The organism is Avibacterium paragallinarum (genome assembly GCF_011765605.1).
GTDB classification, from domain to species: domain Bacteria; phylum Pseudomonadota; class Gammaproteobacteria; order Enterobacterales; family Pasteurellaceae; genus Avibacterium; species Avibacterium paragallinarum.
Genome location: NZ_CP050316.1, coordinates 113350 through 132087, shown reverse-complemented (window position 1 = coordinate 132087; position 18738 = coordinate 113350). Strand labels below are relative to the sequence as shown.

The following is an 18738-nucleotide window of genomic DNA, read 5'->3' as shown; positions in this document are numbered from 1 at the left end:
CCAACGCTTAGGCTTTCTTCGCTCCCTCTTGCCCCGACCCAAGACGGGCAAGAAATTTCATAAAAAAAGGCTCAAAATTCAGCCTTAAAATGAAAATCACCAGCTCAATGACTTCTGACATATCGTCAAACACCTGATCGAAATCATTTTTTTGCAATTTTTTATCCGTGCCGTTGTTGAAATCATCACGTTGTACGGTTACCAATTCAGGTTTCACCAACATATCGACGAGTTTAACCAGTTCCGCCCCACTAAGTTGTTGGCTTAGTTGCTGTAAACCCTCGGCAAATTCCGTCGCACTTTTTTTCGCAAGCTCTGCGAGCTGACTGGCATTCGCTTTTTCGGGAGTATCTACACCAAATATTCCAAACATTTTTGCGAACGAGGGAGCAAGGGTTTTCTGTAAATCGCCAAAAATGCGTAACTGATCCATCGCTGAAAACTTTTGCACGAAAAACGTGCTTTCGCCGATTTGAATTTCTTGTCGTGCCATTAGTCATTTCCTCCAACAAATAAAATACCGTCTGAGGTTTCAATCACCCATTCACGGCTGCCAATTTCTTTGCCAAAATCAAGTTTGGCGGATTTTGTTACCCACGCCGTACTTGCGGCGAATAAGGAACGTCCACGCAAATCTTTCACCGCAATGGGGAAAGTGGAGTTTTTGCTCACCTTATCCGCCGCATATAACGCACTTAACACGTCATTAGTGCTGCTGGTTTGAAGTAACGTTAATGTAATTTTTTTACGCGGATCAGCACTGGTTGAGCGTGCTACTTCGCCATCTGCTCCTGCAACGGAGGTAATGCCGTCAGAAATTTCTTCAATATCAATAAAAGTGCCATCGGCAAAGCCTGTGGCAATAGCGGCACCAATCACGATACTCACTTCATCAGGCGCATAGGTTGCTAACGCTGCCATAAAAATTCTCCTATAAAAAAGACCGCACTTTTGCGGTCTAGGGTTAATCAATTAAAGGCTATATGCCAAGTTACCTTTCAATTCGGCAATATGAATTGCTCCCGCAAGGCGTGCGGAAAATTTCACATCTTGCAAAATACGGCTTGCCTTGTTGTTATCGGAAATGTTCGCCGATCTTGGTAGGCTGATGACATAACTCGGAATTTCCTTGTTGTCGTCATCTAATTCAACGGGGGCAATCCCGCCACGACTGACACCTAAATCTAACGCTTTGCGAATGGCCGCACCGATTAGCTCAATCCCTTTATCTGTATAAGGCACTTTGCCGTAAGCGTTAATCAGTACGGAGGTAACGTTAATCTGCACCTCTTGCACTAGCCAATCACGGAAGCGAATCACATCAATCCATTCTCCCGCTGCCACTTTTCCGCCTTGGGTTACAGCAAAACTGCCGTTGAATTTCTCAAAGGTTGTGGCGTTTTTCTTCGCACAGGCGAGATAATCCCCCTCACTTAATGGCGAGAAAGACACCCCGGCGAGCTTTTTCAAATTCCACGTTTCCGCACCAGGGTAAAAGGTGAACGCGTAACTCATTAAGGCGATTTCTGGATATTCTTCATCGGCTTTATGGGAGTACATCACTGCACTACGGTAATATTGCTTCGCTTCTAACTTGCTGGCGATGTCCGTTTTATCCGAAGACTGCAAGAGTTTTTCATCATTGCTTGCGGTTGCGAATAATTTGCCGTTCGCTTCTGCCCAAGCGGCGGCTAATAGCACATCATCCACTTCACGGGAAACAAAGCCTAAGCCGTACCAATCATTATTTTCTTTTGCCACGGCTGCCAATGCGTCAGTAACGCTTTCGCTCGCATCTTTACGCCCGATAAACACTTGTGCAACGTGCGTAGGTTGAGAAAATGCCGTTGCCACCGCTTTATACAGCGGATCGGTAGATCGCAAGCCGAGATCTAATAATTCATTCGGATCGGTAACCACTAACAGACGAGCGGAATTTTTTAAAGTATGTTCACCTAAAATCAACAAATCACTAAACGACTTGCCAGCGATTGCTGTTGTGTTGAGATCAATTGTAACATTGACCAAACGATCAATTTTTGCCATTATTTTTTACTCCTATTTGAGTGATGTCGGAAAGCCCGCCAACTTGGCTCGTGACCTCCACCTGTTCAATAATTGAAAGCATATCTTCAACCGCAACGGCATAGCGGATTTCAATTTCCACCATCGCACGATCTTGATATTCCTGTTGTTCATTGAGATAAGCTAAGTGCGTAATTCGCCCAATTCGCACCAGTGCAACACCTTGCTCATTCCATCTATTCCGTTGTGTTACGGTACTTAACTTCATACAAAGGCCACGCAACGCATTTAAGCTGTTTTCTCCGAAATAGTTAATCTCAAGGATGGCATCAACATGGGTTTTCACTTGTTGATTACCTTGATCATCAAGCTTGGAATAATGGGAATGTGTAGGCGTTTGTTCAAAACGTAATTCATAAGTGAAAAAAGGCTTTTCAGGCTCTCGTCCATTTTCATAAGCACGAATAAAAGGACGTGCGGAAAGCGTAGAAAGCAAATCATAAAGTGTGTCTTGCATTTTATTTCACCCGTTGCGCTACATAGCGGTGATGTTCGATCACGCCTGAATGGTAAGTAGAACGCGCCACCACTTCATAACGTTCCCCCTCAAACAACACGATCGCGCCGTTAGTTTGGTTTTCACCTGCCACATCAAGGCGAAAATTCGTGTAAATTTTCACCGCACTTGCAATATGTCGCCCTTGCATCATTGATGACAATCTATCCATCTCTCGCGTGTTTAAGGGCTGAATTGATGCCGTAAATTCTTGCTCTACTTCTTCGCCATTTACCCATTTACCTTTGATATATTGCCCCTCTGTTCGCACCAATAACTTGTAAGTCTTGCGAAAAGAGGACTGAAAAGGAAAAGACTGCATCACACCTCCACTTGATAGCGAATAGCTTTGGATAGCAACTTATAATGAATTAGCGGCTTTGAGCTTTTCTTGCGTTTTACCGTGGCTTTTGCATTTGGTTGCCAAGGGTAATCTCGCAAAGTATTTTCTTGCTTATTCTGATACCATTGACCAAGCCTTGCCATTTCTAATCTCAGGTCACTGCCTTTTGCCACATTAGAAAAAACACGGCCTAAATATTGAGCAACTGCTTTTTGGTTATCCGTAAAACTTTGACGAATAAAGGGACGAGAGGGAATTTTATCTGTACCAAACTCATTCCAAATAGCAATATCAACCAAATTAGCTCCGCTTTTTTCGTGCTGTCCTGCGTCAGACTGAATACCAATTTTTACACTGGCATTGGCCATCTTTTGCATTAACGCAAGCTCTTTTTCTAAGCCCTTGTTATTAATTTTGACTTCAACATCGCTCATTATTGCCCACCGTGATTGCCCCTAAGCGTAAGCAAAGATCGTTGAGTGCGTCGAAATTGGCTAAAAAGCGTTGGGCATTGCTGCCGCTCTCGCCATTAGCAAAATATTCACGCTCTAAATCCCCCTCTCGCTCACGCTTTAACCCTAACGGGTTCGCCCTCGCCTCGACAGATTGAGCCAGCAAATAGGCGGCGTACCACGCTACCGCCTCATCTTGCTTTTCTTCCGTCAAGCATTGTGGGCGATAATTTTCTGCAAGCTCAAGTGCGGTGTTAATTTCTTCCGTTTCCATTTTTTGAGATACGGGATAGAAAAAATGCAGTAATGCGGTAACGCCCATTGATGACTCCTATTTTTTGCCTTTGTTTGATTTCTCGGACTTAGTCTCTAGCACTTCTGAGTTGCTTTCAGGTACTTCCGAGTTTGCATCAGTGTTGATTTGTATCAACGTCCCACGTTCAAGCAAAGAGGCTAACCCTACCGCATTCTCAGCCACTTCAATTTCCTGATTTGGGGCGATAAACACCCCATCAAGGCGAATTAAACGAGGCTCAATATTACGCACTAACATTAGGCAGTTACCTCCGCTTTGGTTGCTGATAATGGATAACGCAAGAACACACCGCCAATACGGGCAATACAATTCACCACAAGCTCAAGATTGCGTTCTTGTGCTGGTAACTGCGTGAAATCTTGCGGGGTTTCAAGGCTCAAGTTATCCGCATTTTTCTCATAACAGATGACAAGGTTTTTATTGCCTGAACCCGCTTTTTCTAGCTCCCATAAGCCCTGAATCACAAGATTTGGGTGTTTACGCTTGAAGAAAGTTAGAACATCAACCTTGTCAGCGGTGTCCATATATTTGCTGGATAAGGTTTGGTAATCACTCAATGCTAACAATAAATGGGTAGGCTGATGCGTGCCTTTTGATTGCAAAATCACCGTGTCGTGCAGATTATCTAAATCCGCTAAAACTGCGTCCGCTTTCGCCGCTTTCCAACCGCCCGCGATTGTGGTTTCGCCCAAATTCGGGTGATTAATAAAGCCGTTTAAGCCAAATTCTTTATCGCCTAACAAGGCAATTTCATTCATTTTGATTTCAACCGCACGGCGTGCTGCTCTGGCTTTTGAGGCAGGTAAATCGGTTTGGTTAGCCGCCGCCGCTTTAAGCTCTTGAAGATTGTAACCATAAGACGCACCGATATTTTTCACCTTAATGGCACGTTCCTTCATTGCCACATCTGCACGTGGTAAGTCATCAGCATAGTTGGCAATCACTTTCGCCATTCCCACCGTATCAAAGGTACGTTCAACAATGGTTTCTGCCCATTCAGGGGCTTCTGAGGACATCGGCACAAGGCTAAGCCCGTTCATCGCAGGGAGTTTTTCTTCATAAGTGCGGTTGCGAACCACTTCCAATTGGCGGGCAGTAAATAACCCCGCATCTTGGTTAAAAACGCCAGCAGCATTTAAGCATTTATTGATTTCATTGAGTTCAAAGGCATCTTGATGAAAATCTGACATAATTTTTCCTTATAAAAAAGCCCCTCAATATTGAGGAGGCGGATTGAACAGTTAAAAGGGAACCGACTTGCGATTACGCTAATTCCACTAAGGCGAGCTTGCCGTATTGACCGCAATCGACGACATCGGTTTTAAAGACGGCATTGGGCAACGCAGTCGTACTATTTGACCCTACTTCGCCCGTTGCAGGGTTAAACTTCACCGCACTGCCTGCCGTTACTATTTTGCCGTTTTCAACCACACACCAAACCACGCCTTTGCGTAGCACGGAAACCGCATCAAATTGAGCATAGCCACCCACTACGGCGTGAGAATGTAATGCGATGCCAACGGGCGTTGTGCCACCTAATTTCACCTGTGTGGTTTTTGTCCCTTGGGTTAAAACAGTGCCAAAATTGACCGCACTTTCTGCGGCGAAAGTTTCCACTAAATCATAGCGGCTATCGCCTTTCATTCCTGCGAACGCAGGGCGTTGAAATGATTCGTACATTGCTGTTCTCCTTATTGATTGCGACTGGCAAGCATTGCCGCACGTCCTGTTAATTTTTCACCTTTTTGCCCGTCTTGGGTAAAGGTGTGTGTTACTTGGCTACGTTGCGAACCTAACGCGTCTTGGCGAGATTTTGCTTCAGCCATTGCCATATCAAAAGCCGCTTCAATATAGGCATCAGATTTTTGCGATAAATCCGCACCATCTTGACGAATAGCCCCGATCACCGCTTCACGCAATTGGCGATCTGTGCTATCTGCTTTTACTTCAACTTGATGCGCTTTCGCCACATTCTCTAACTCAACGCGAGCTTTTGCGATATTAACCGCATCTTGCTTGAGCTTTTCCATATCTGCCTCAAGGGTTTTCACTTTGGCATCTAACGCATCTGCCCGAGCGGTTTCTTTGTCCTTTTCAGCAACAGCAGTTGCAACATCTTGTTTCAATTTATTTAATTCAACAATCACTTCTGGGGCGGCTTGATAAGTAATGCCACTATCTAAGCGAATGTCTGCGAGTTTTGTTTCACTCATTTGAGGTTCTCCATCTTCACGAAATTCTACGGCATCCGCCGCGTCCATATTAAGCTGTGTATTACCTGCACGCCCTGCTTTAACGATAGCTAAATGATTGGGCTTGATATTACGTTGAATTGCGTCATAAGGCTCACCATCTTCCGTAATGCCGCTTTTCATCTCAAGCTCAACAGCATAGCCAACCGATAATTCTTTTTTGCCTAATTCCACCGCCTGCGTATTGTGGATCACAATATCCGCGGTTAAGTTATTGCCATCTTGTTTGCCCTCTGAAAGCACCGAACCAACCACTAGATGGGCGTTATCTTTGTTGATTACACCGTGATGTTCATTAGTGATTGGAATGCCTTTATAAGCTCGCAAGCTATCAGCATTAAACACTTCATCAGGTGGCCGATATTCCCGCCGTTTTGTGCCGTCAGGCAACTGATAAATAAAAACCCCAGTCCTTGTTAGAACTGGGGTATCAAAAATAAACCCGTTATCATCTCGCCTTGCTTGTATCGCTCGGCGATCGTATCGCATTACCATTTCTATATTTATCCTAAATTTATATTCTAATTAATAGACCCCCCCCTGAAATTTTGTATATTTCAGGGGGGGGCTGTGAACATTAAATCAACTAATCGCCATCATTCGATGGTAAGCATCTTTTTTACTTTCTCGCAAGGATTGTATTTCGGACTTCGTCAGGTGTTTTACGTGAATTGAGTATGAATCTTGCTTCTCTATAATCTCTTTCGTTGCTAAAAGAATTTTCTTTTGTTCGGTTTCAGTAATATCATCATCAATTTCTTCAAAAAGTGCTTGCAATTCATCTAATAGGTTCATTTCATCACTATCAAGCTCACTTTCTTCTAACTCATTTATCCAATAAATGAATAACGAAGTCAAAATATAAAATGTGTGCTGATCGGCATCGGCAAACATTTCTTTTTCAAAAAAAGCCTTATGTTTCAGAATATGTTTAGGGAGTAACGCAAATAATGCCTTGCGATCATCATCGGTTTTGGTGTGAACAAACTGCACTAATACTTTAAGAAAGTGTTTCATAATGATTTCCAATTAGGGCTTGGCGTGGCTTTTTTCTCAAACGTGATAATTTTACCATCTGCCTTAGATTGAATAACAGCGATTTTACGCTTAGCATCGAAAATAACTAATCTATCTTTACGCTCATCAATATAATTAGGCTTAGTCGAAAGAATAAAAGCAATGGCTTCGTCAATACTTAGTCCTAATTGATTTAACCTTTCTCCCAATCTAGCGATAGCGTGAATATCAAGAATAATTCCATTATCAGCAAACCTATTATATAGTTTTTTTGCTTTTTCTTTAAACTCAAAAGACCAGCTTTTTTGATTAATTTCTCTAATCTCTTTGGGTTCATTAATCTGTTTTTGCCACATCATATATGATAATGATAGCTCAGCCCCAACTACACCTTCCAACTCCTCAAACTTAGGCAATACCGCCTCCGCACTACAACGGCATAAAATTGGCTGCCCAGGGTGTCCGTCATCAGGGGGATTGTCCCAGCGAAATTCCTTTCCCTCTCGTTCAACGTGTGATAAACGTTCCCGTTCATCTAAACTGCCACGCCAGATATAGGATTTTACGCCGATATTTTCTTGACGTAATTGGGTGAGTCGTCCGTTAAGCTTGCCGATTTGATCGCGTGCAATTAACGTTGCACGGCGTTTAGGAATATCAAGGAGCTTTTCTAAATCCGCCGCAAGGCTTTTATAGCTTTCGCCTTTGCGTAGTGCTTCAACCATTCGATAACGTAGTTTTTCGTGTAACTGCTGCGGTACCGTTTTAATTAAACTAATATTCTGCCATTCAGCGAGCTTTAACGCCTCATCAAGCCAAGGCTCTGATACAAAAATATCCACTTTGTACGCAGATTTTAGCACTTTGTGAAATTGTTTCTTGTTAAACTCTGCCGTTTGCGACAGGAATTGTCGCACAGCAGGGCGAATGTCATTATCACGGGTGTAAAAGGTGGTTGCCTGTAACAATTCGGTTAGCCATTGCTCTAAAATCTCAATGCTGTCATCTTGGCGTAGCATTCTCTTTAAGTGCGGTGCAATTTCAGGCAGTTTTTTTCTTGCTGTATCACTAATTTGCTTGGCGATAGCTTGCAAATACTTCACATACTCCCGCTCAATCGCCTCAGGAAACAGCCACCGTTTTTGCTTTTTGGGCTTTTTGATAGTCGTTAATGTCATCTTCGCTTACCTCTGGCAAAGCCGCCGCTGTAATCCCCAATTCTTCTGCAATTTGCTGCCGTAATTCTTGCGTTGATAATGCCCCGCTATCTACTAAGTCAATCAGCCGTCCGATTTCTGCTTTGGCGGCTTCGGCATTCAATTTACGGGCTTCCGCTTGCTCTTTATCTGTTGGCGTATTGAGTGATGGAAAGTGAATTTGCCAGTTTTCAAATGGCTTAATATGTTTTTGCAACATCATCAATTCAATCAACCGCTCTAGTACAGGTTTGATTTTGTGCTGCTGGATACCCTCAATCAGGTCATAATAGCTCTCAAAATCACTTTTTCCTGTGGCGTTCATTCCTTTTGCTGATTGCCCGAATAAAATTGCCACGGGAATATTCACATCTGCCGAGATGGCGATTTTGAACTCATCAAGCACATCAACGATGCCATTTAAATCAGCGTTTAAAATGGTGTAATCATCTTCAAAATCTACCGCCACCCCGTTTAGTAGATTGCGCCCCCGTTCAACAAGGTTAATCCGCTCTCTAATCTGATCTTCTAAACCGTTACCGATGGCAAGGGCAAGCCCTTTCATTTTATGCACGGCTTGCTGTTTACGCTCCAGAATTAATGATGACCAAGTGAGCGATGTTTGATAATCACGGATTTTTTGATACGCTGTCTTCACGACACTACGCCCAACCCAATGCAACCCTTTTTTTAATCGCTCAGGCATTGGATCTCCACCCATAAATAACAAGCGGCTTTCGTGAATTTCCACTTGGCTTTCAAGAGAGCCATTCACCGCCCCAATATTGAGGCGGTAGGTTTCAAACCGCCCATAATTGGTTTGGCGTGGATCTAAATAGCGTCTTGTTGTCGGTGAAATTTGACTTAAATCAAACACCCTCACCTCATCAATGCGAGTAAGTTTATTGATGTTCAACGGCTCGCTAAGCTTCGCCCCATCATCGGTTAAAAGCAACATCACCGAGCCACCGAATAGCCGCGACCAACGCACCATATCCGCCAAGGCTGGCAAAATTTTCAGGCGATCAAGGTCATTGAAAATCACGTTATCCTCATCACCTTCAATCTCAACAGAACGAGAAATCGCCGCATCGGCTGGCATATCTACCACCCGAGCCGCCAACCCACCTAGTTCATACAGGGTTAAATCCAAAAGTGCGGTGCTTTTTTGTGGTGTTTTTTGAAAGTGGTTTAGCCCTAAGGCATCGGCATAGCCGTCTTGGTTAAATGGCATAATTAACTACCTAATCCAATAAATCGTGATAACACATCGTCTTTCGGGGCAAAGCACATCACCAAGGCATCTGCTTTATTTGGTGAGGGGATGCCCCGTTTTTTCATTTCTTTTTTGCTCTCGACTTTCACGCGCCCGTTATTGTCATAATCCACATAAGGGCGGGATAACTCCGCTTTTAAATAATCCAGATCGTGAATTTGCGATGAAAGGCTGATTAGCTCATCAACGGGATAGCTTTCCTGATACTTGATGGCTCGATAGGTTTTGTAAAAGCGATCTCGCAGCCGCCACCACGCTTGAGCCTTGATATTGGCGAACATATCTCGATTGGTTTTACCGAAAACATATTCTTCTTCAGGTTCAAACACCGCCCCGCCTGCATTAAACCCATTAATCACGAGCCTTTTATCTTTAATGCGGTTGTAATGGGCTTTCACTCCTGCCCCAACGCCAATGCTATCAAATACAATTTCATCAGCGTTAAACTCAATGGCGTTGAGCCTTGTGCGATCCGCACTGGCAATCACATCATCGCCTTTCCATTCATCAACCCGTAGCACCACTGAACCGTGCGAAAACGCATTGGCATTTGCATCAGCCCCTTCATCAGCCACATCAAAGCCGACAATTTTTCTGCCTTCAGGTTTAAACCCGAGTTGAATATGTGCATCAACGGCGGCATCAATCCATACGGGCTTAATGATCACTTTATCGCTATCTGCAACGGGTTCCCCCTCCCAAATATGCCGATAAAGCTCATAATCTTTCGCCTTGCAATCTTCCATTTCTAATCGCAAGGTTTCGGGGAAAAAGGGATTATCTGTGAAATTAACTTTAATCAGGACAATATCGCTTGGCGGCGAAACAACAAAGCGTTGATAAGTATCATCAAGAATATTTTTCGGGTTAAAGGAAACCCAAATTTCAGAATATTCTTTCCGAATAGTTGGGATTAAAATTTCCCAACTCTCTTTTGACACATTTTCGGCTTCTTCCACCCAGCAAATATCGATCCCCTCAAGGGATTTAATTTTAGTTGGGTTATTTTTGATGCCGTAAAACAGGAAAATCGCCCCCGTTTTAAGGTTGTAGATTTTGTTTTTCTGCACATCAAATTCAGATTGATAGCCATAGCGTTCGATTGTGTCGGCAAGTAACTGAATCACCGAATCACTAATCGAGTTCTGTAATTCCCTTGCACACAAAAAACGGCTTGATGATCGGCGGGCAATTTCAATTAACAGCCTCGCTATCGTCCAAGACTTACCACTACCACGCCCACCATAAGCCACTTTGTAGCGATGAGGCTCAATAAAAGGCAAAAATTTACTAATCAGCTTCTGCGTCATCTGAAAATAAATCCCTTAATGAGCCTAATGCCATAGAGCCATCGCTTGAGGTTAAATCTACTTTTTGGCTGAACATTCCTAAATGCTTGCCAAGTAATTCAAACGCCTTATTAGCCCCAGTTGGTTCAAACACAAAACATCGGTCATCTACCGCTTGCGTTGTTCCCTCTTGGGCGTTTTTAATTACAGTAGTAATGGTTAATGGCTTCTTACCTGTACATATAGCGAGATATTCTTGCAGATCATTAATAATCCCATCAACCGTTAAATTATGGCGTTGTTTATGTTTATCTTGTAATGCTTCAATACGGAGTGCGATCGGAGTGTCCTTTAATAATTTTTTTGCATTTGAGTTGATTGCACTTGATTTCATTTTAGAACAATCATAACTCTGCCGATACGCTTCACTTGCATTCCCAAGCTCAATATAGAGCTGACAGAATTTTTCTTGTTTTGGTGTCAACCCACGCCCTTTAGACGTGGACTTAACCCCGTCTTTCTTTGGCATAGGTTAATCCTTATTTAATTTCTCCAGTAATACGAATTTTAAACATTGGCACATATTCAGGGTTGTGGATATTCAGCAGTCCCTCAATAAAAAAGCCGATTTGATCTGCGACAGTTAAAACCCATTCAGGAATAAAATTAGCCGCCCCAATAATGGGGGCTTCACTATCAATATCTTTGACATAAACAGGAATACCCCAAAGCCATCCATAATGCGTGAAGCCTTCCTCAATCAATTTCTTTTTCGACTTATAAAGCATTCCCATTTGATTTACTCCACTCAATCACCCCACTTAACCGCCCCGCACAAATCTCACGTTCTTTCTGCACCACTCGCAAATAAATAATCGCATCACCATACGTTGAGCCGTTAAATGCGGTTTGCTGACAAGGGATTAAATAAATGCTCGGTGGTAGGTGATACTCTGTTTTAATTTTTGTGCTGCAACCGCTTAATAACATCATCAGGCAAAGGCTCGCGGCTACAATCCTGCCCTTTAATCCTTTTATAAATAACGCGAATATCTTCATCGGCTTTTTCTCGCTGTACTTGTTCAAGTGCGGTCTGTTTTTGTGTCGTTTTTCGTTCATCTTCGAGCTGTTTTGTTCTTTCTGCGAGATTATGGTTCAGTTGCTGTATGGTTTGAGCTTGCATTTGATTTTTGGCTCTCAAGCTACTTATCCTCTGCGACTGATACCAAACCCAACCACACAAGCCCAAAATCACGCATAACCACAACAGCGAGGAATATTTACGGATAAACGGCACGATGTAATTCAAAATGCGGGCCATCATAAAAACGTTCATCTTCACTTTTCCCATTACCGTTCCAATCTCCACCCCAGCGAATGGTGACATTTAATTCTTTGGCCGCTCGAAACATTGCCTTCGCAATTTCCTTAAATTTATCCCGTTCTGACCAAGGGATTTTTCCTTCAACCAGCGGGGCTAAATCCACCGCGTGACCGGTTAAATGACGGCTATTCATTGTTTTAGTTGCCCCTTGCTTAAAGAGTTGGGCTTGGCGTGCTTTTGTTCTTACCCCTTCAATCACCGCAAAATCAACGGTGCTATATTCAAGGGCTTTTCGCACGACCTTAACCAAATCACCGTGAACACCTTGTAAATGCTTTTCACTACGTTGGCTAAATTTAAACATCTTTTTCTACCCGTTTTTTTAACACCAGCATTAAATATTCACGGATTTTCTCCGCACCAATAAACCCGAGCATTCCCCCGATAAAGGTAGCTAGCCCCTCTGAAAAACCAAGATGATTTAACAGCGACATACTTGATAAGGTTAAAGCACCACAAATTGCCCCATCCAATATCCGCTGGCGAAAACTCGTTTTCTGACGCAAAAAGGCAGCGCGTAGCAAAGACATAAAAAACGCCATCGTGAAACCCACAATGGCATTGTAATTTTGATGAATATATGCCCCTAAAATAAGCCATATATTCGGATCGTTGTTTGGCATTTTCATCACTCCGCCTCCTTTTTGAGGCAATAAAAAGCCCACCTGTTACAGTGGGCTATAAGTTCTGCTAAGATAAAATTCCATGAGGATACAATTAAATCTATTTTATCAACCAAAATAGAATCATCTTCTCTTCCTAAAGAGGAAAAATCATCACTACTCAACATTTTAAAAGGGTTGAGCGGAAAAGCCCTAGAGCGGGTAATAACGAAATTGGTAGATCTTGGATTTGAGAATGCGGATCAAGCAATCCCTCTGCTGAAAATAGCGTTTGAGTCCTTGCAGAAATCTGTTTCTTAAACACAAGATTTGCTATTAATTCACCTGACTGATTACGAATAGGTAATAAAACCTCTTCTAGTTCCTTTTTCTGGCAAGAGTTAGGAACGGAAAGCATTAATCTATCGTTTTCATCTATCCAAAGCTCTATACCTAAAAAAGTAAAAGGTTGAATAAAACCGCTTTCAGCTTTCATCATTCCTCCAATATTGAGCTTCTAAGTTTCAAATAAAAAGCCCCGACCGTTTCCGATCAGGGCTGTTAAAAGTTTGCTCACTCTATTTTGTTACATCTCTAACACAAACGCCAACACCTCTTCCATTGATGAAAACGTGAGTTTGTTTAAATCTTGCTTAATCAACACAATTTCAAATGAGCCATCAATATCTGTCCACCCTAACTCGGCTAAACGTTTTATCATCGCTTGATACTGCATAATCTCCGCGGATAAATCACCCGTTTGAATCGCATTAAAATATGCTCGTTTTAAATTAACACTAAAGCCATAGGATTGATTTAAGTAATCGACATCAATAGTAATATCTGCACCAATAAAGCTATCTGCTGGATCAGAAAATTGAATACGTATATTCATTGAGCCTTTATAGTTAGCTTCAATCGTGCTTGGAATATTATTTATTACGGTAAAACCTTGCTCTTGTAAAAAAGAAACTGCTTCATCTACCATTAACGAAATTGCGTTTTCTTTTTTATCTCGCAACACACTCAAACGTTGTTCAAATAACGCATTACATTCTGCCTTTAAATCTGCAAGCTGTTTACGCAATTCAAATGACATAGTTATCTCCTTTTAGGATTGACCAAATGCAGAGCAATTTATAGTGAAAAATAAACCCACAAAAAAGCCCTAGATTGTATTCTAGGGCTGTAAAAATTCATTCGTGCGTTTTAAACGTGCAAAACCGCACTATACGGAAAATACTATACTAAACGGGTACCCATTTCAAGCTTTTTTTATAACTCTTGCACATTAATCGGCATTTTTCTAATGCAACGTCCAATTACCTTTAATCTCGCCTTATTTTCCTCTGAAATATCAAAGCTCAAGCCCGTACGTTCATTTTCCGCCACAGCCCTTAACATTCCCTCAGGAGTCTGCAATAATCGGCGTATATAAAGCTCTGAGTTAAGTATGAATAAATAAATTCCCTCCCCCGCATATTGCTTACAATTCACATCAATAAATAGCAAATCTTTCTTATTAATCAGAGGCTGCATACTATCGTTAAACATCGACATAACCACAATGTTATCTGCTGAACGTTGCCTTAATAAGGCAATAACCCCCTCTTCAGAAAAATGTAACGCATCAAAATACTGCTCAAAATGTTTATTAAGTACCTCAACCCCTGCTAATTTTGCCAAGCGTTCATAATTAAGGGCTAGAACACTCAAATTTTCTGCAGTATTATTTTGTAATTCAGCGGTAGGTTTATTTCCACCGTGAGCGTCAAAAAAATTATTTTGATTACTGCTGATTGGTGAATTCTTCACCGTTGAGTTGATGATGTTTGTACTGTTCCCTGTTCTCAACCAATTCGGATCTACCCCTAAAGCATTCGCGATCTCTAAGAGGTTTCGGGGTTTTTTCGTTTTGTTAGCAATTATATGACTTACCGCCATTTGCGTTGTATCAATCATTTCAGCTAAATCTGCTTGGGTAAGCCCCTTGTCATCCAATACTTTTTTTAGTCTCTCGCCTAAATTGTCCATGATAAATCCTCTAATTTTTTTTAATAGTAAAAGAATTTTTTATTGAGATCAAAAAACAAAACTTTAAAACAAAATGTTATTCTGATAAAATTAACTTTATTTCATCTAAAGTATTATTTATGAATAAAGTTTTAACAAAAATCATTGCAGAATGTGGAGGCACGCAAAAATCTCTTGCTAAAAAATGCGGTGTTTCTCAAATGACCGTTTCTTATTGGCTAAGAGGAGGAGGCATAAATGCCAAATACATTCCCCTAATTGCCAAAGCCTCCAACGGCAAAGTGACCGAAGCAGAAATCTTACGTTCACTTTCTGAGTAAACAATACAGTGAGAACGGAACAATGGCACGCAATAAACTTACACGATCCGCAAAACCCATTGCAGATCGCGTTATGGAAAAATACTACAAGCAAAAACAGTGTGAAATCGCAGAAGCAATGGAAACCACGCCCTCAACGGTCAGCCGTTTTGTGAGTAACGGAGAGGGAAATAACACCTTTAACTTTATTGCCGCAAACGGGTTCGATGTTTTTGATACGCAAACCCATATTGCACTGGAAAAAAGTGAACTCGAACTTTTGTTATTAGCCGCCAAAGGCTTTGATGACAGGTTACGGAAAAAATACCTCAAATAAAAACGACAACGACGACACACAAACAACAAGGAAGCAAAAAAATGACCTTACGGCAGAGATTTAAAGATACTTTTAAATTCAGAAACCCTAAACAGGCTTCGCCATTTACAGGCTCCACATTGAAACGGGAAGCTGCTAGAACCGCCAGCCGCGACAGTGAAACAGTTTGGGCAATAAACCGCTTCGACATACCCGCTAGAGGTTTTTTTAAACGCTGCACCCCGTTTAAAGATAAATTGTTCCGCTTGACGATAACGCGCTATGTCATTCTCAAGTGCGGTGCATTTTTCTTTATATTCGGACAGTTCTTTCTGAGCCGTTTCGTGAGCATATCTGAGTATTTCAATTTGATCCTTGAGCAACGCAACACGCTCACTCAAGACAGCGTTACTCTCAAAACCAGAGAGCAAATCAAGCGTGGTTTTGACAGAAGTGAAAATAGAGGACATATCCATAGCAAATCTACTCGTTGTGAAAATGCATTAGATTGTAAGAAAAAAGTAAATTTTAAGCAATAAAAAACCACCGTTGGCACGGTGGCAATTCATTAAAAAGGAATTATCTATGAGCAGATTATCAATGATTTCAGAACAAAATGCAAGCATAAAAATGAGCAGTCGCGAAATTGCGGAGTTATGCGGAAAACAACATAACCACGTATTAAGAGATATTAGAGCTTATGTTGGAGCTATTTTACAAATAGAACGAGGTATCAATGTTAAATCTCTTGATTGGAGTGAGAAAGAGGGTGTAGAACTTTTTGGACATACCCCCATTGGCGGTGTTGTGTGCCAGTATGAAGTTAATTCTCAAAATAATCAACGCTATCCAATCTATTATTTAGACAAATCTGCAACGTTAACAGTTATTTCTGGTTATAACGTCATTCTGCGTAAGCGAATTATTGATCGCTGGCTTGAACTAGAAAATCAGCAACAAAGCACCGCACTTTTGCCTCAAAACTATTTGCAGGCATTAGAGGCGTTGGTTGAGAAAGAACGACAAAATCAAGCTCTTGCATTAGAAAACAAGGAGCTAAAACCTAAAGCAGCATTTGTTGATCATTATGTTGACGTTGGCACAAGCAAATCCCTGCGAGAAACCGCCAAAATTTTAAATATGCCGGAGAAAGCAATGATTATCCGCCTTATTGAAGATAAGGCGTTATATCGTCAATCTGGCAACCTCTTACCTTATGCAGATAAACAGCAACAAGGTTTATTTACCGTGAAAACGGGGACAACTGATCACGATCACAATTACACGCAAACGCGAGTAACGGGCAAAGGTATTGAGTGGATCGCACAACGTTATGCTTCGGAGTTAATGCTATGAGTATGTTACTAATGGTTAAAGCAATGCAGTGCAAAGTGGGTAACCCTACCCGCAAATTAGTATTATTGAAATTAGCGGACAACGCTAATGATGAGGGCATTTGTTTTCCGTCTTACCAAAACATTGCGGATCAGTGTGAAATTACCCGTCGCAGTGCGATCTCGCATATTGAGGCATTGATAGAAACGGGCTTTGTTGAGAAAAAAACACGCAAAACACCAGAGGGTAACACCTCAAATTTATATGTGTTACACCTTGATCGAGATGGTGAAAATTCTGCACTACCTAGTGAAAATGATTCACTAAGGGTAGTGAAAAATTTACACCACCCTAGTGAAAATATTTCACCAACCCCTAGTGAAAATATTTCACCCAGAACCAGTCACTCTATTAACCAGTCAATTAACCATACTTCTTCGTCCGAAAAAATTTCGGACGGCAGCGTGGGCAAAAAATCTCGGTTTAAATTTTCCGATGACGATATGACTGCCGCACAGTGGATTTTTGGATTAATCCTAAAACTTAACCCCAACACCAAAACGCCGTCTTTCGAAAACTGGGCGAATGAGATCCGCCTGATGCGTGAGCGTGATAAGCGAACGCATAGGGAAATTTGCGGACTGTTTCAGTGGGCAAACCAAGACTTGTTCTGGAAAACCAATATTCTTAGCCCTGCCAAGCTGCGGGAGAAATGGGATCAGCTCACGGTGAAGAAAAACAACTCAAAACCACAGCGTAAAACGGCTTCAGAATTGAATGCGATTGAATGGAACACCGAGGAAGGTTGGAGAGGAATGCTGTGATCAGACAAGTTAATCCGCAAACAATGCAAAACGCAATGGCAAGACAAGCTAAATTTCCCAGCCAGCCACAGCAAAAATCGCAACGCTTGCCCAATGAGATTGAAAAATTGGTTGATCAGATTTTTTCGCAATTATTCGCTGCTTGCCCAGCAATGCGTGGTCAATTTGACGAAGTGCAGCTACCCATCACCAAGCGCACTTGGGTTTTAGGCTTTGCGGAAAACAATATTCGCACCATTGAGCAAGTTCGTGCGGGAATGCGTAAAGTGCGGTCGAAACCTGATGATTATTTCCCCGGTGTGGGCAAGTTTATTTCTTGGTGCAAGCAAGATCGCTTTGAAGCGTTAGGTTTGCCGAACGAAGAAGAGCTTTACCAACGACTCAAGAAATTCCAAGGCTACGGAATGCTGGAAATTCACAAATTCCACTTTGAGAGCGATGCGGAATATTGGCTGCTGACGGATTTGTATTGCAACAACCGAGAAGCCACGGAAGAAAAATTGTGCAAAGCAGTGAGCAAAGCGTTGAAAGCGATGGCAGCACGCTTGGAAGCGGGTGAAACGTTGCCTAAACCGCAAATCACCCTGCCAGCGAAACCGAGCTTTGTTCCGCCTGAAGTGCAAAGAAAAATTAATCAACACGGCATTGAAAAATGCAAAGCGATTTTAGGGATGAAATGATGACCGAACAACAATTCGACAAAGACACGTGGTGCACGCCGAAATATGTTTTTGACTGGCTCTTACAGCGTTCGGTTACGTTAGATTTTGTGAAGAAGTGCGGTGGGTATGGAAACTAAACAACGCTTTTTCTTGCGTAATGCACGCATACAGCAAAATGCGATCGGGGTAATACATTCCCTTGCCTTAGATGATAAAAACCCCGTAGTGGTGGAAATAAAGCCCTTAACGCGTACGTTAGCACAGAATGCAAAACTTCACGCAATGCTTGGCGATATTGCCAAACAATGCGAGTTTCAGGGCAAAAAGCAAACATTGGAAACGTGGAAAATGCTTTTTGTGAGCGGTCATAAAATTGCCACTGGTGGGCAAGCGGAGATGGCGATTGGCTTTGAGGGTGAAGTCGTGAATTTACGCGAAAGCACCGCACAAATGGGCGTAAAGCGGTTAGCGAGTTTGATTGAGTATGTTGATGCTTGGGCAGCGGAGCAAGGCGTGCGATTTAGCGACAAGCAAGGGTTTTACGGGTATTAAAAACCGCA

At 42.1% G+C, this 18738-nt stretch carries 31 protein-coding genes; 7 read left to right on the top strand and 24 right to left on the bottom strand.

The genetic code is table 11. The features are described 5' to 3' along the window. Positions 1-7: 7 nt before the first annotated feature. The 24 genes from HBL79_RS00770 to HBL79_RS00655 form a co-directional block, all read right to left on the bottom strand. Entirely contained in the window at positions 8-493 is a 486-nt protein-coding gene (locus HBL79_RS00770; RefSeq protein WP_017805952.1) for a phage tail assembly chaperone, read from the bottom strand. Further along, entirely contained in the window at positions 493-921 is a 429-nt protein-coding gene (locus HBL79_RS00765) for a phage structural protein (protein WP_017805953.1), read from the bottom strand. Before HBL79_RS00765 ends, HBL79_RS00770 begins: the two co-directional genes overlap by 1 nt. A gap of 51 nt (positions 922-972) precedes the next feature. Continuing rightward, entirely contained in the window at positions 973-2046 is a 1074-nt protein-coding gene (locus HBL79_RS00760) for a DUF3383 family protein (RefSeq protein ID WP_017805954.1), read from the bottom strand. Beyond that, a complete protein-coding gene (locus HBL79_RS00755; RefSeq protein WP_017805955.1) occupies positions 2033-2542 on the bottom strand; it encodes a phage neck terminator protein in 510 nt (169 codons plus the stop codon). Before HBL79_RS00755 ends, HBL79_RS00760 begins: the two co-directional genes overlap by 14 nt. 1 nt (position 2543) lies before the next feature. After that, positions 2544-2903: a hypothetical protein gene (locus tag HBL79_RS00750; protein WP_017805956.1), complete on the bottom strand. Its 360-nt coding sequence runs from the start codon at positions 2901-2903 to the stop codon at positions 2544-2546. Continuing rightward, positions 2903-3358 carry a hypothetical protein gene (locus HBL79_RS00745; protein WP_241431794.1) on the bottom strand — a complete coding sequence of 152 codons (456 nt, stop codon included), beginning with the start codon at positions 3356-3358 and terminating at the stop codon, positions 2903-2905. The genes HBL79_RS00750 and HBL79_RS00745 overlap by 1 nt, the downstream gene beginning before the upstream one ends. Next, positions 3345-3698: a DUF4054 domain-containing protein gene (locus HBL79_RS00740; protein ID WP_017805958.1), complete on the bottom strand. Its 354-nt coding sequence runs from the start codon at positions 3696-3698 to the stop codon at positions 3345-3347. Before HBL79_RS00740 ends, HBL79_RS00745 begins: the two co-directional genes overlap by 14 nt. Before the next feature lie 9 nt (positions 3699-3707). Continuing rightward, complete coding sequence (locus HBL79_RS12405; RefSeq protein WP_017805959.1) at positions 3708-3929, bottom strand: hypothetical protein; 222 nt, start codon at positions 3927-3929, stop codon at positions 3708-3710. Next, a complete protein-coding gene (locus HBL79_RS00730) occupies positions 3929-4882 on the bottom strand; it encodes a DUF2184 domain-containing protein (protein WP_017805960.1) in 954 nt (317 codons plus the stop codon). Before HBL79_RS00730 ends, HBL79_RS12405 begins: the two co-directional genes overlap by 1 nt. Before the next feature lie 73 nt (positions 4883-4955). Further along, positions 4956-5372 (bottom strand): structural cement protein Gp24, encoded by a 417-nt coding sequence (locus HBL79_RS00725; protein ID WP_017805961.1) that lies wholly within the window; start codon positions 5370-5372, stop codon positions 4956-4958. Between the two features lie 11 nt (positions 5373-5383). Further along, a complete protein-coding gene (locus tag HBL79_RS00720) occupies positions 5384-6439 on the bottom strand; it encodes a DUF2213 domain-containing protein (RefSeq protein ID WP_035685209.1) in 1056 nt (351 codons plus the stop codon). 87 nt (positions 6440-6526) lie between these two features. Next, entirely contained in the window at positions 6527-6961 is a 435-nt protein-coding gene (locus tag HBL79_RS00715) for a hypothetical protein (protein WP_017805963.1), read from the bottom strand. Further along, the gene (locus HBL79_RS12400; RefSeq protein ID WP_241431796.1) at positions 6958-8139 is read right to left on the bottom strand and encodes a phage head morphogenesis protein; all 1182 of its coding nucleotides are present in this window, start codon (positions 8137-8139) and stop codon (positions 6958-6960) included. Before HBL79_RS12400 ends, HBL79_RS00715 begins: the two co-directional genes overlap by 4 nt. Then, entirely contained in the window at positions 8084-9391 is a 1308-nt protein-coding gene (locus HBL79_RS00705; protein ID WP_035685212.1) for a phage portal protein, read from the bottom strand. Before HBL79_RS00705 ends, HBL79_RS12400 begins: the two co-directional genes overlap by 56 nt. Before the next feature lie 2 nt (positions 9392-9393). After that, complete coding sequence (locus HBL79_RS00700) at positions 9394-10743, bottom strand: PBSX family phage terminase large subunit (protein WP_046097305.1); 1350 nt, start codon at positions 10741-10743, stop codon at positions 9394-9396. Then, positions 10724-11251, bottom strand: a complete 528-nt coding sequence (locus HBL79_RS00695; RefSeq protein WP_017806476.1) for a terminase small subunit — start codon at positions 11249-11251, stop codon at positions 10724-10726. The genes HBL79_RS00700 and HBL79_RS00695 overlap by 20 nt, the downstream gene beginning before the upstream one ends. A gap of 10 nt (positions 11252-11261) precedes the next feature. Continuing rightward, positions 11262-11516, bottom strand: coding sequence for a hypothetical protein (locus tag HBL79_RS00690; protein ID WP_021723600.1), 255 nt, complete (start codon positions 11514-11516; stop codon positions 11262-11264). After that, positions 11500-11715, bottom strand: a complete 216-nt coding sequence (lysC, locus tag HBL79_RS00685) for an Rz1-like lysis system protein LysC (RefSeq protein WP_046097555.1) — start codon at positions 11713-11715, stop codon at positions 11500-11502. Before lysC ends, HBL79_RS00690 begins: the two co-directional genes overlap by 17 nt. Then, positions 11681-12046 carry a DUF2570 family protein gene (locus tag HBL79_RS00680; RefSeq protein WP_228523718.1) on the bottom strand — a complete coding sequence of 122 codons (366 nt, stop codon included), beginning with the start codon at positions 12044-12046 and terminating at the stop codon, positions 11681-11683. Before HBL79_RS00680 ends, lysC begins: the two co-directional genes overlap by 35 nt. Then, positions 12003-12410, bottom strand: a complete 408-nt coding sequence (locus tag HBL79_RS00675) for a M15 family metallopeptidase (protein WP_017807118.1) — start codon at positions 12408-12410, stop codon at positions 12003-12005. The genes HBL79_RS00680 and HBL79_RS00675 overlap by 44 nt, the downstream gene beginning before the upstream one ends. After that, complete coding sequence (locus HBL79_RS00670; RefSeq protein WP_017807585.1) at positions 12403-12735, bottom strand: phage holin, lambda family; 333 nt, start codon at positions 12733-12735, stop codon at positions 12403-12405. The genes HBL79_RS00675 and HBL79_RS00670 overlap by 8 nt, the downstream gene beginning before the upstream one ends. Positions 12736-12889: 154 nt before the next feature. Beyond that, the gene (locus HBL79_RS00665) at positions 12890-13207 is read right to left on the bottom strand and encodes a hypothetical protein (RefSeq protein ID WP_130239081.1); all 318 of its coding nucleotides are present in this window, start codon (positions 13205-13207) and stop codon (positions 12890-12892) included. A gap of 87 nt (positions 13208-13294) precedes the next feature. Next, the gene (locus tag HBL79_RS00660; protein WP_017807600.1) at positions 13295-13807 is read right to left on the bottom strand and encodes a hypothetical protein; all 513 of its coding nucleotides are present in this window, start codon (positions 13805-13807) and stop codon (positions 13295-13297) included. A 176-nt stretch (positions 13808-13983) separates the two neighbouring features. Beyond that, positions 13984-14742 (bottom strand): XRE family transcriptional regulator, encoded by a 759-nt coding sequence (locus tag HBL79_RS00655; protein ID WP_035689497.1) that lies wholly within the window; start codon positions 14740-14742, stop codon positions 13984-13986. A 119-nt stretch (positions 14743-14861) separates the two neighbouring features. Between HBL79_RS00655 and HBL79_RS00650 the strand changes: the two genes are divergently transcribed. From HBL79_RS00650 to HBL79_RS00620, 7 genes are all read left to right on the top strand, one after another. Then, positions 14862-15062 carry a YdaS family helix-turn-helix protein gene (locus HBL79_RS00650; RefSeq protein ID WP_035689499.1) on the top strand — a complete coding sequence of 67 codons (201 nt, stop codon included), beginning with the start codon at positions 14862-14864 and terminating at the stop codon, positions 15060-15062. A gap of 22 nt (positions 15063-15084) precedes the next feature. After that, on the top strand, positions 15085-15378 hold the full coding sequence (locus HBL79_RS00645; RefSeq protein WP_035689502.1) for a hypothetical protein: 294 nt from the start codon (positions 15085-15087) through the stop codon (positions 15376-15378). Between the two features lie 41 nt (positions 15379-15419). After that, positions 15420-15896 (top strand): hypothetical protein, encoded by a 477-nt coding sequence (locus HBL79_RS00640; protein ID WP_046097540.1) that lies wholly within the window; start codon positions 15420-15422, stop codon positions 15894-15896. A gap of 46 nt (positions 15897-15942) precedes the next feature. Next, positions 15943-16713 (top strand): phage antirepressor KilAC domain-containing protein, encoded by a 771-nt coding sequence (locus HBL79_RS00635; protein ID WP_046097539.1) that lies wholly within the window; start codon positions 15943-15945, stop codon positions 16711-16713. Beyond that, positions 16710-17516, top strand: coding sequence for a helix-turn-helix domain-containing protein (locus tag HBL79_RS00630; RefSeq protein WP_035689420.1), 807 nt, complete (start codon positions 16710-16712; stop codon positions 17514-17516). Before HBL79_RS00635 ends, HBL79_RS00630 begins: the two co-directional genes overlap by 4 nt. Then, on the top strand, positions 17513-18196 hold the full coding sequence (locus tag HBL79_RS00625) for a replication protein P (protein WP_052716809.1): 684 nt from the start codon (positions 17513-17515) through the stop codon (positions 18194-18196). The genes HBL79_RS00630 and HBL79_RS00625 overlap by 4 nt, the downstream gene beginning before the upstream one ends. 108 nt (positions 18197-18304) lie before the next feature. Further along, positions 18305-18730 carry a recombination protein NinB gene (locus HBL79_RS00620; RefSeq protein WP_046097538.1) on the top strand — a complete coding sequence of 142 codons (426 nt, stop codon included), beginning with the start codon at positions 18305-18307 and terminating at the stop codon, positions 18728-18730. Positions 18731-18738: the final 8 nt, after the last annotated feature.

What these genes read in the sequence shown, in the direction of transcription:
- HBL79_RS00770 (WP_017805952.1), bottom strand. Translation starts at nt 493, where the DNA reads ATGGCACGACAAGAAATTCAAATCGGCGAAAGCACGTTTTTCGTGCAA.
- HBL79_RS00765 (WP_017805953.1), bottom strand. Translation starts at nt 921, where the DNA reads ATGGCAGCGTTAGCAACCTATGCGCCTGATGAAGTGAGTATCGTGATT.
- HBL79_RS00760 (WP_017805954.1), bottom strand. Translation starts at nt 2,046, where the DNA reads ATGGCAAAAATTGATCGTTTGGTCAATGTTACAATTGATCTCAACACA.
- HBL79_RS00755 (WP_017805955.1), bottom strand. Translation starts at nt 2,542, where the DNA reads ATGCAAGACACACTTTATGATTTGCTTTCTACGCTTTCCGCACGTCCT.
- HBL79_RS00750 (WP_017805956.1), bottom strand. Translation starts at nt 2,903, where the DNA reads ATGCAGTCTTTTCCTTTTCAGTCCTCTTTTCGCAAGACTTACAAGTTA.
- HBL79_RS00745 (WP_241431794.1), bottom strand. Translation starts at nt 3,358, where the DNA reads ATGAGCGATGTTGAAGTCAAAATTAATAACAAGGGCTTAGAAAAAGAG.
- HBL79_RS00740 (WP_017805958.1), bottom strand. Translation starts at nt 3,698, where the DNA reads ATGGGCGTTACCGCATTACTGCATTTTTTCTATCCCGTATCTCAAAAA.
- HBL79_RS12405 (WP_017805959.1), bottom strand. Translation starts at nt 3,929, where the DNA reads ATGTTAGTGCGTAATATTGAGCCTCGTTTAATTCGCCTTGATGGGGTG.
- HBL79_RS00730 (WP_017805960.1), bottom strand. Translation starts at nt 4,882, where the DNA reads ATGTCAGATTTTCATCAAGATGCCTTTGAACTCAATGAAATCAATAAA.
- HBL79_RS00725 (WP_017805961.1), bottom strand. Translation starts at nt 5,372, where the DNA reads ATGTACGAATCATTTCAACGCCCTGCGTTCGCAGGAATGAAAGGCGAT.
- HBL79_RS00720 (WP_035685209.1), bottom strand. Translation starts at nt 6,439, where the DNA reads ATGGTAATGCGATACGATCGCCGAGCGATACAAGCAAGGCGAGATGAT.
- HBL79_RS00715 (WP_017805963.1), bottom strand. Translation starts at nt 6,961, where the DNA reads ATGAAACACTTTCTTAAAGTATTAGTGCAGTTTGTTCACACCAAAACC.
- HBL79_RS12400 (WP_241431796.1), bottom strand. Translation starts at nt 8,139, where the DNA reads ATGACATTAACGACTATCAAAAAGCCCAAAAAGCAAAAACGGTGGCTG.
- HBL79_RS00705 (WP_035685212.1), bottom strand. Translation starts at nt 9,391, where the DNA reads ATGCCATTTAACCAAGACGGCTATGCCGATGCCTTAGGGCTAAACCAC.
- HBL79_RS00700 (WP_046097305.1), bottom strand. Translation starts at nt 10,743, where the DNA reads ATGACGCAGAAGCTGATTAGTAAATTTTTGCCTTTTATTGAGCCTCAT.
- HBL79_RS00695 (WP_017806476.1), bottom strand. Translation starts at nt 11,251, where the DNA reads ATGCCAAAGAAAGACGGGGTTAAGTCCACGTCTAAAGGGCGTGGGTTG.
- HBL79_RS00690 (WP_021723600.1), bottom strand. Translation starts at nt 11,516, where the DNA reads ATGGGAATGCTTTATAAGTCGAAAAAGAAATTGATTGAGGAAGGCTTC.
- lysC (WP_046097555.1), bottom strand. Translation starts at nt 11,715, where the DNA reads ATGATGTTATTAAGCGGTTGCAGCACAAAAATTAAAACAGAGTATCAC.
- HBL79_RS00680 (WP_228523718.1), bottom strand. Translation starts at nt 12,046, where the DNA reads ATGATGGCCCGCATTTTGAATTACATCGTGCCGTTTATCCGTAAATAT.
- HBL79_RS00675 (WP_017807118.1), bottom strand. Translation starts at nt 12,410, where the DNA reads ATGTTTAAATTTAGCCAACGTAGTGAAAAGCATTTACAAGGTGTTCAC.
- HBL79_RS00670 (WP_017807585.1), bottom strand. Translation starts at nt 12,735, where the DNA reads ATGAAAATGCCAAACAACGATCCGAATATATGGCTTATTTTAGGGGCA.
- HBL79_RS00665 (WP_130239081.1), bottom strand. Translation starts at nt 13,207, where the DNA reads ATGATGAAAGCTGAAAGCGGTTTTATTCAACCTTTTACTTTTTTAGGT.
- HBL79_RS00660 (WP_017807600.1), bottom strand. Translation starts at nt 13,807, where the DNA reads ATGTCATTTGAATTGCGTAAACAGCTTGCAGATTTAAAGGCAGAATGT.
- HBL79_RS00655 (WP_035689497.1), bottom strand. Translation starts at nt 14,742, where the DNA reads ATGGACAATTTAGGCGAGAGACTAAAAAAAGTATTGGATGACAAGGGG.
- HBL79_RS00650 (WP_035689499.1), top strand. Translation starts at nt 14,862, where the DNA reads ATGAATAAAGTTTTAACAAAAATCATTGCAGAATGTGGAGGCACGCAA.
- HBL79_RS00645 (WP_035689502.1), top strand. Translation starts at nt 15,085, where the DNA reads ATGGCACGCAATAAACTTACACGATCCGCAAAACCCATTGCAGATCGC.
- HBL79_RS00640 (WP_046097540.1), top strand. Translation starts at nt 15,420, where the DNA reads ATGACCTTACGGCAGAGATTTAAAGATACTTTTAAATTCAGAAACCCT.
- HBL79_RS00635 (WP_046097539.1), top strand. Translation starts at nt 15,943, where the DNA reads ATGAGCAGATTATCAATGATTTCAGAACAAAATGCAAGCATAAAAATG.
- HBL79_RS00630 (WP_035689420.1), top strand. Translation starts at nt 16,710, where the DNA reads ATGAGTATGTTACTAATGGTTAAAGCAATGCAGTGCAAAGTGGGTAAC.
- HBL79_RS00620 (WP_046097538.1), top strand. Translation starts at nt 18,305, where the DNA reads ATGGAAACTAAACAACGCTTTTTCTTGCGTAATGCACGCATACAGCAA.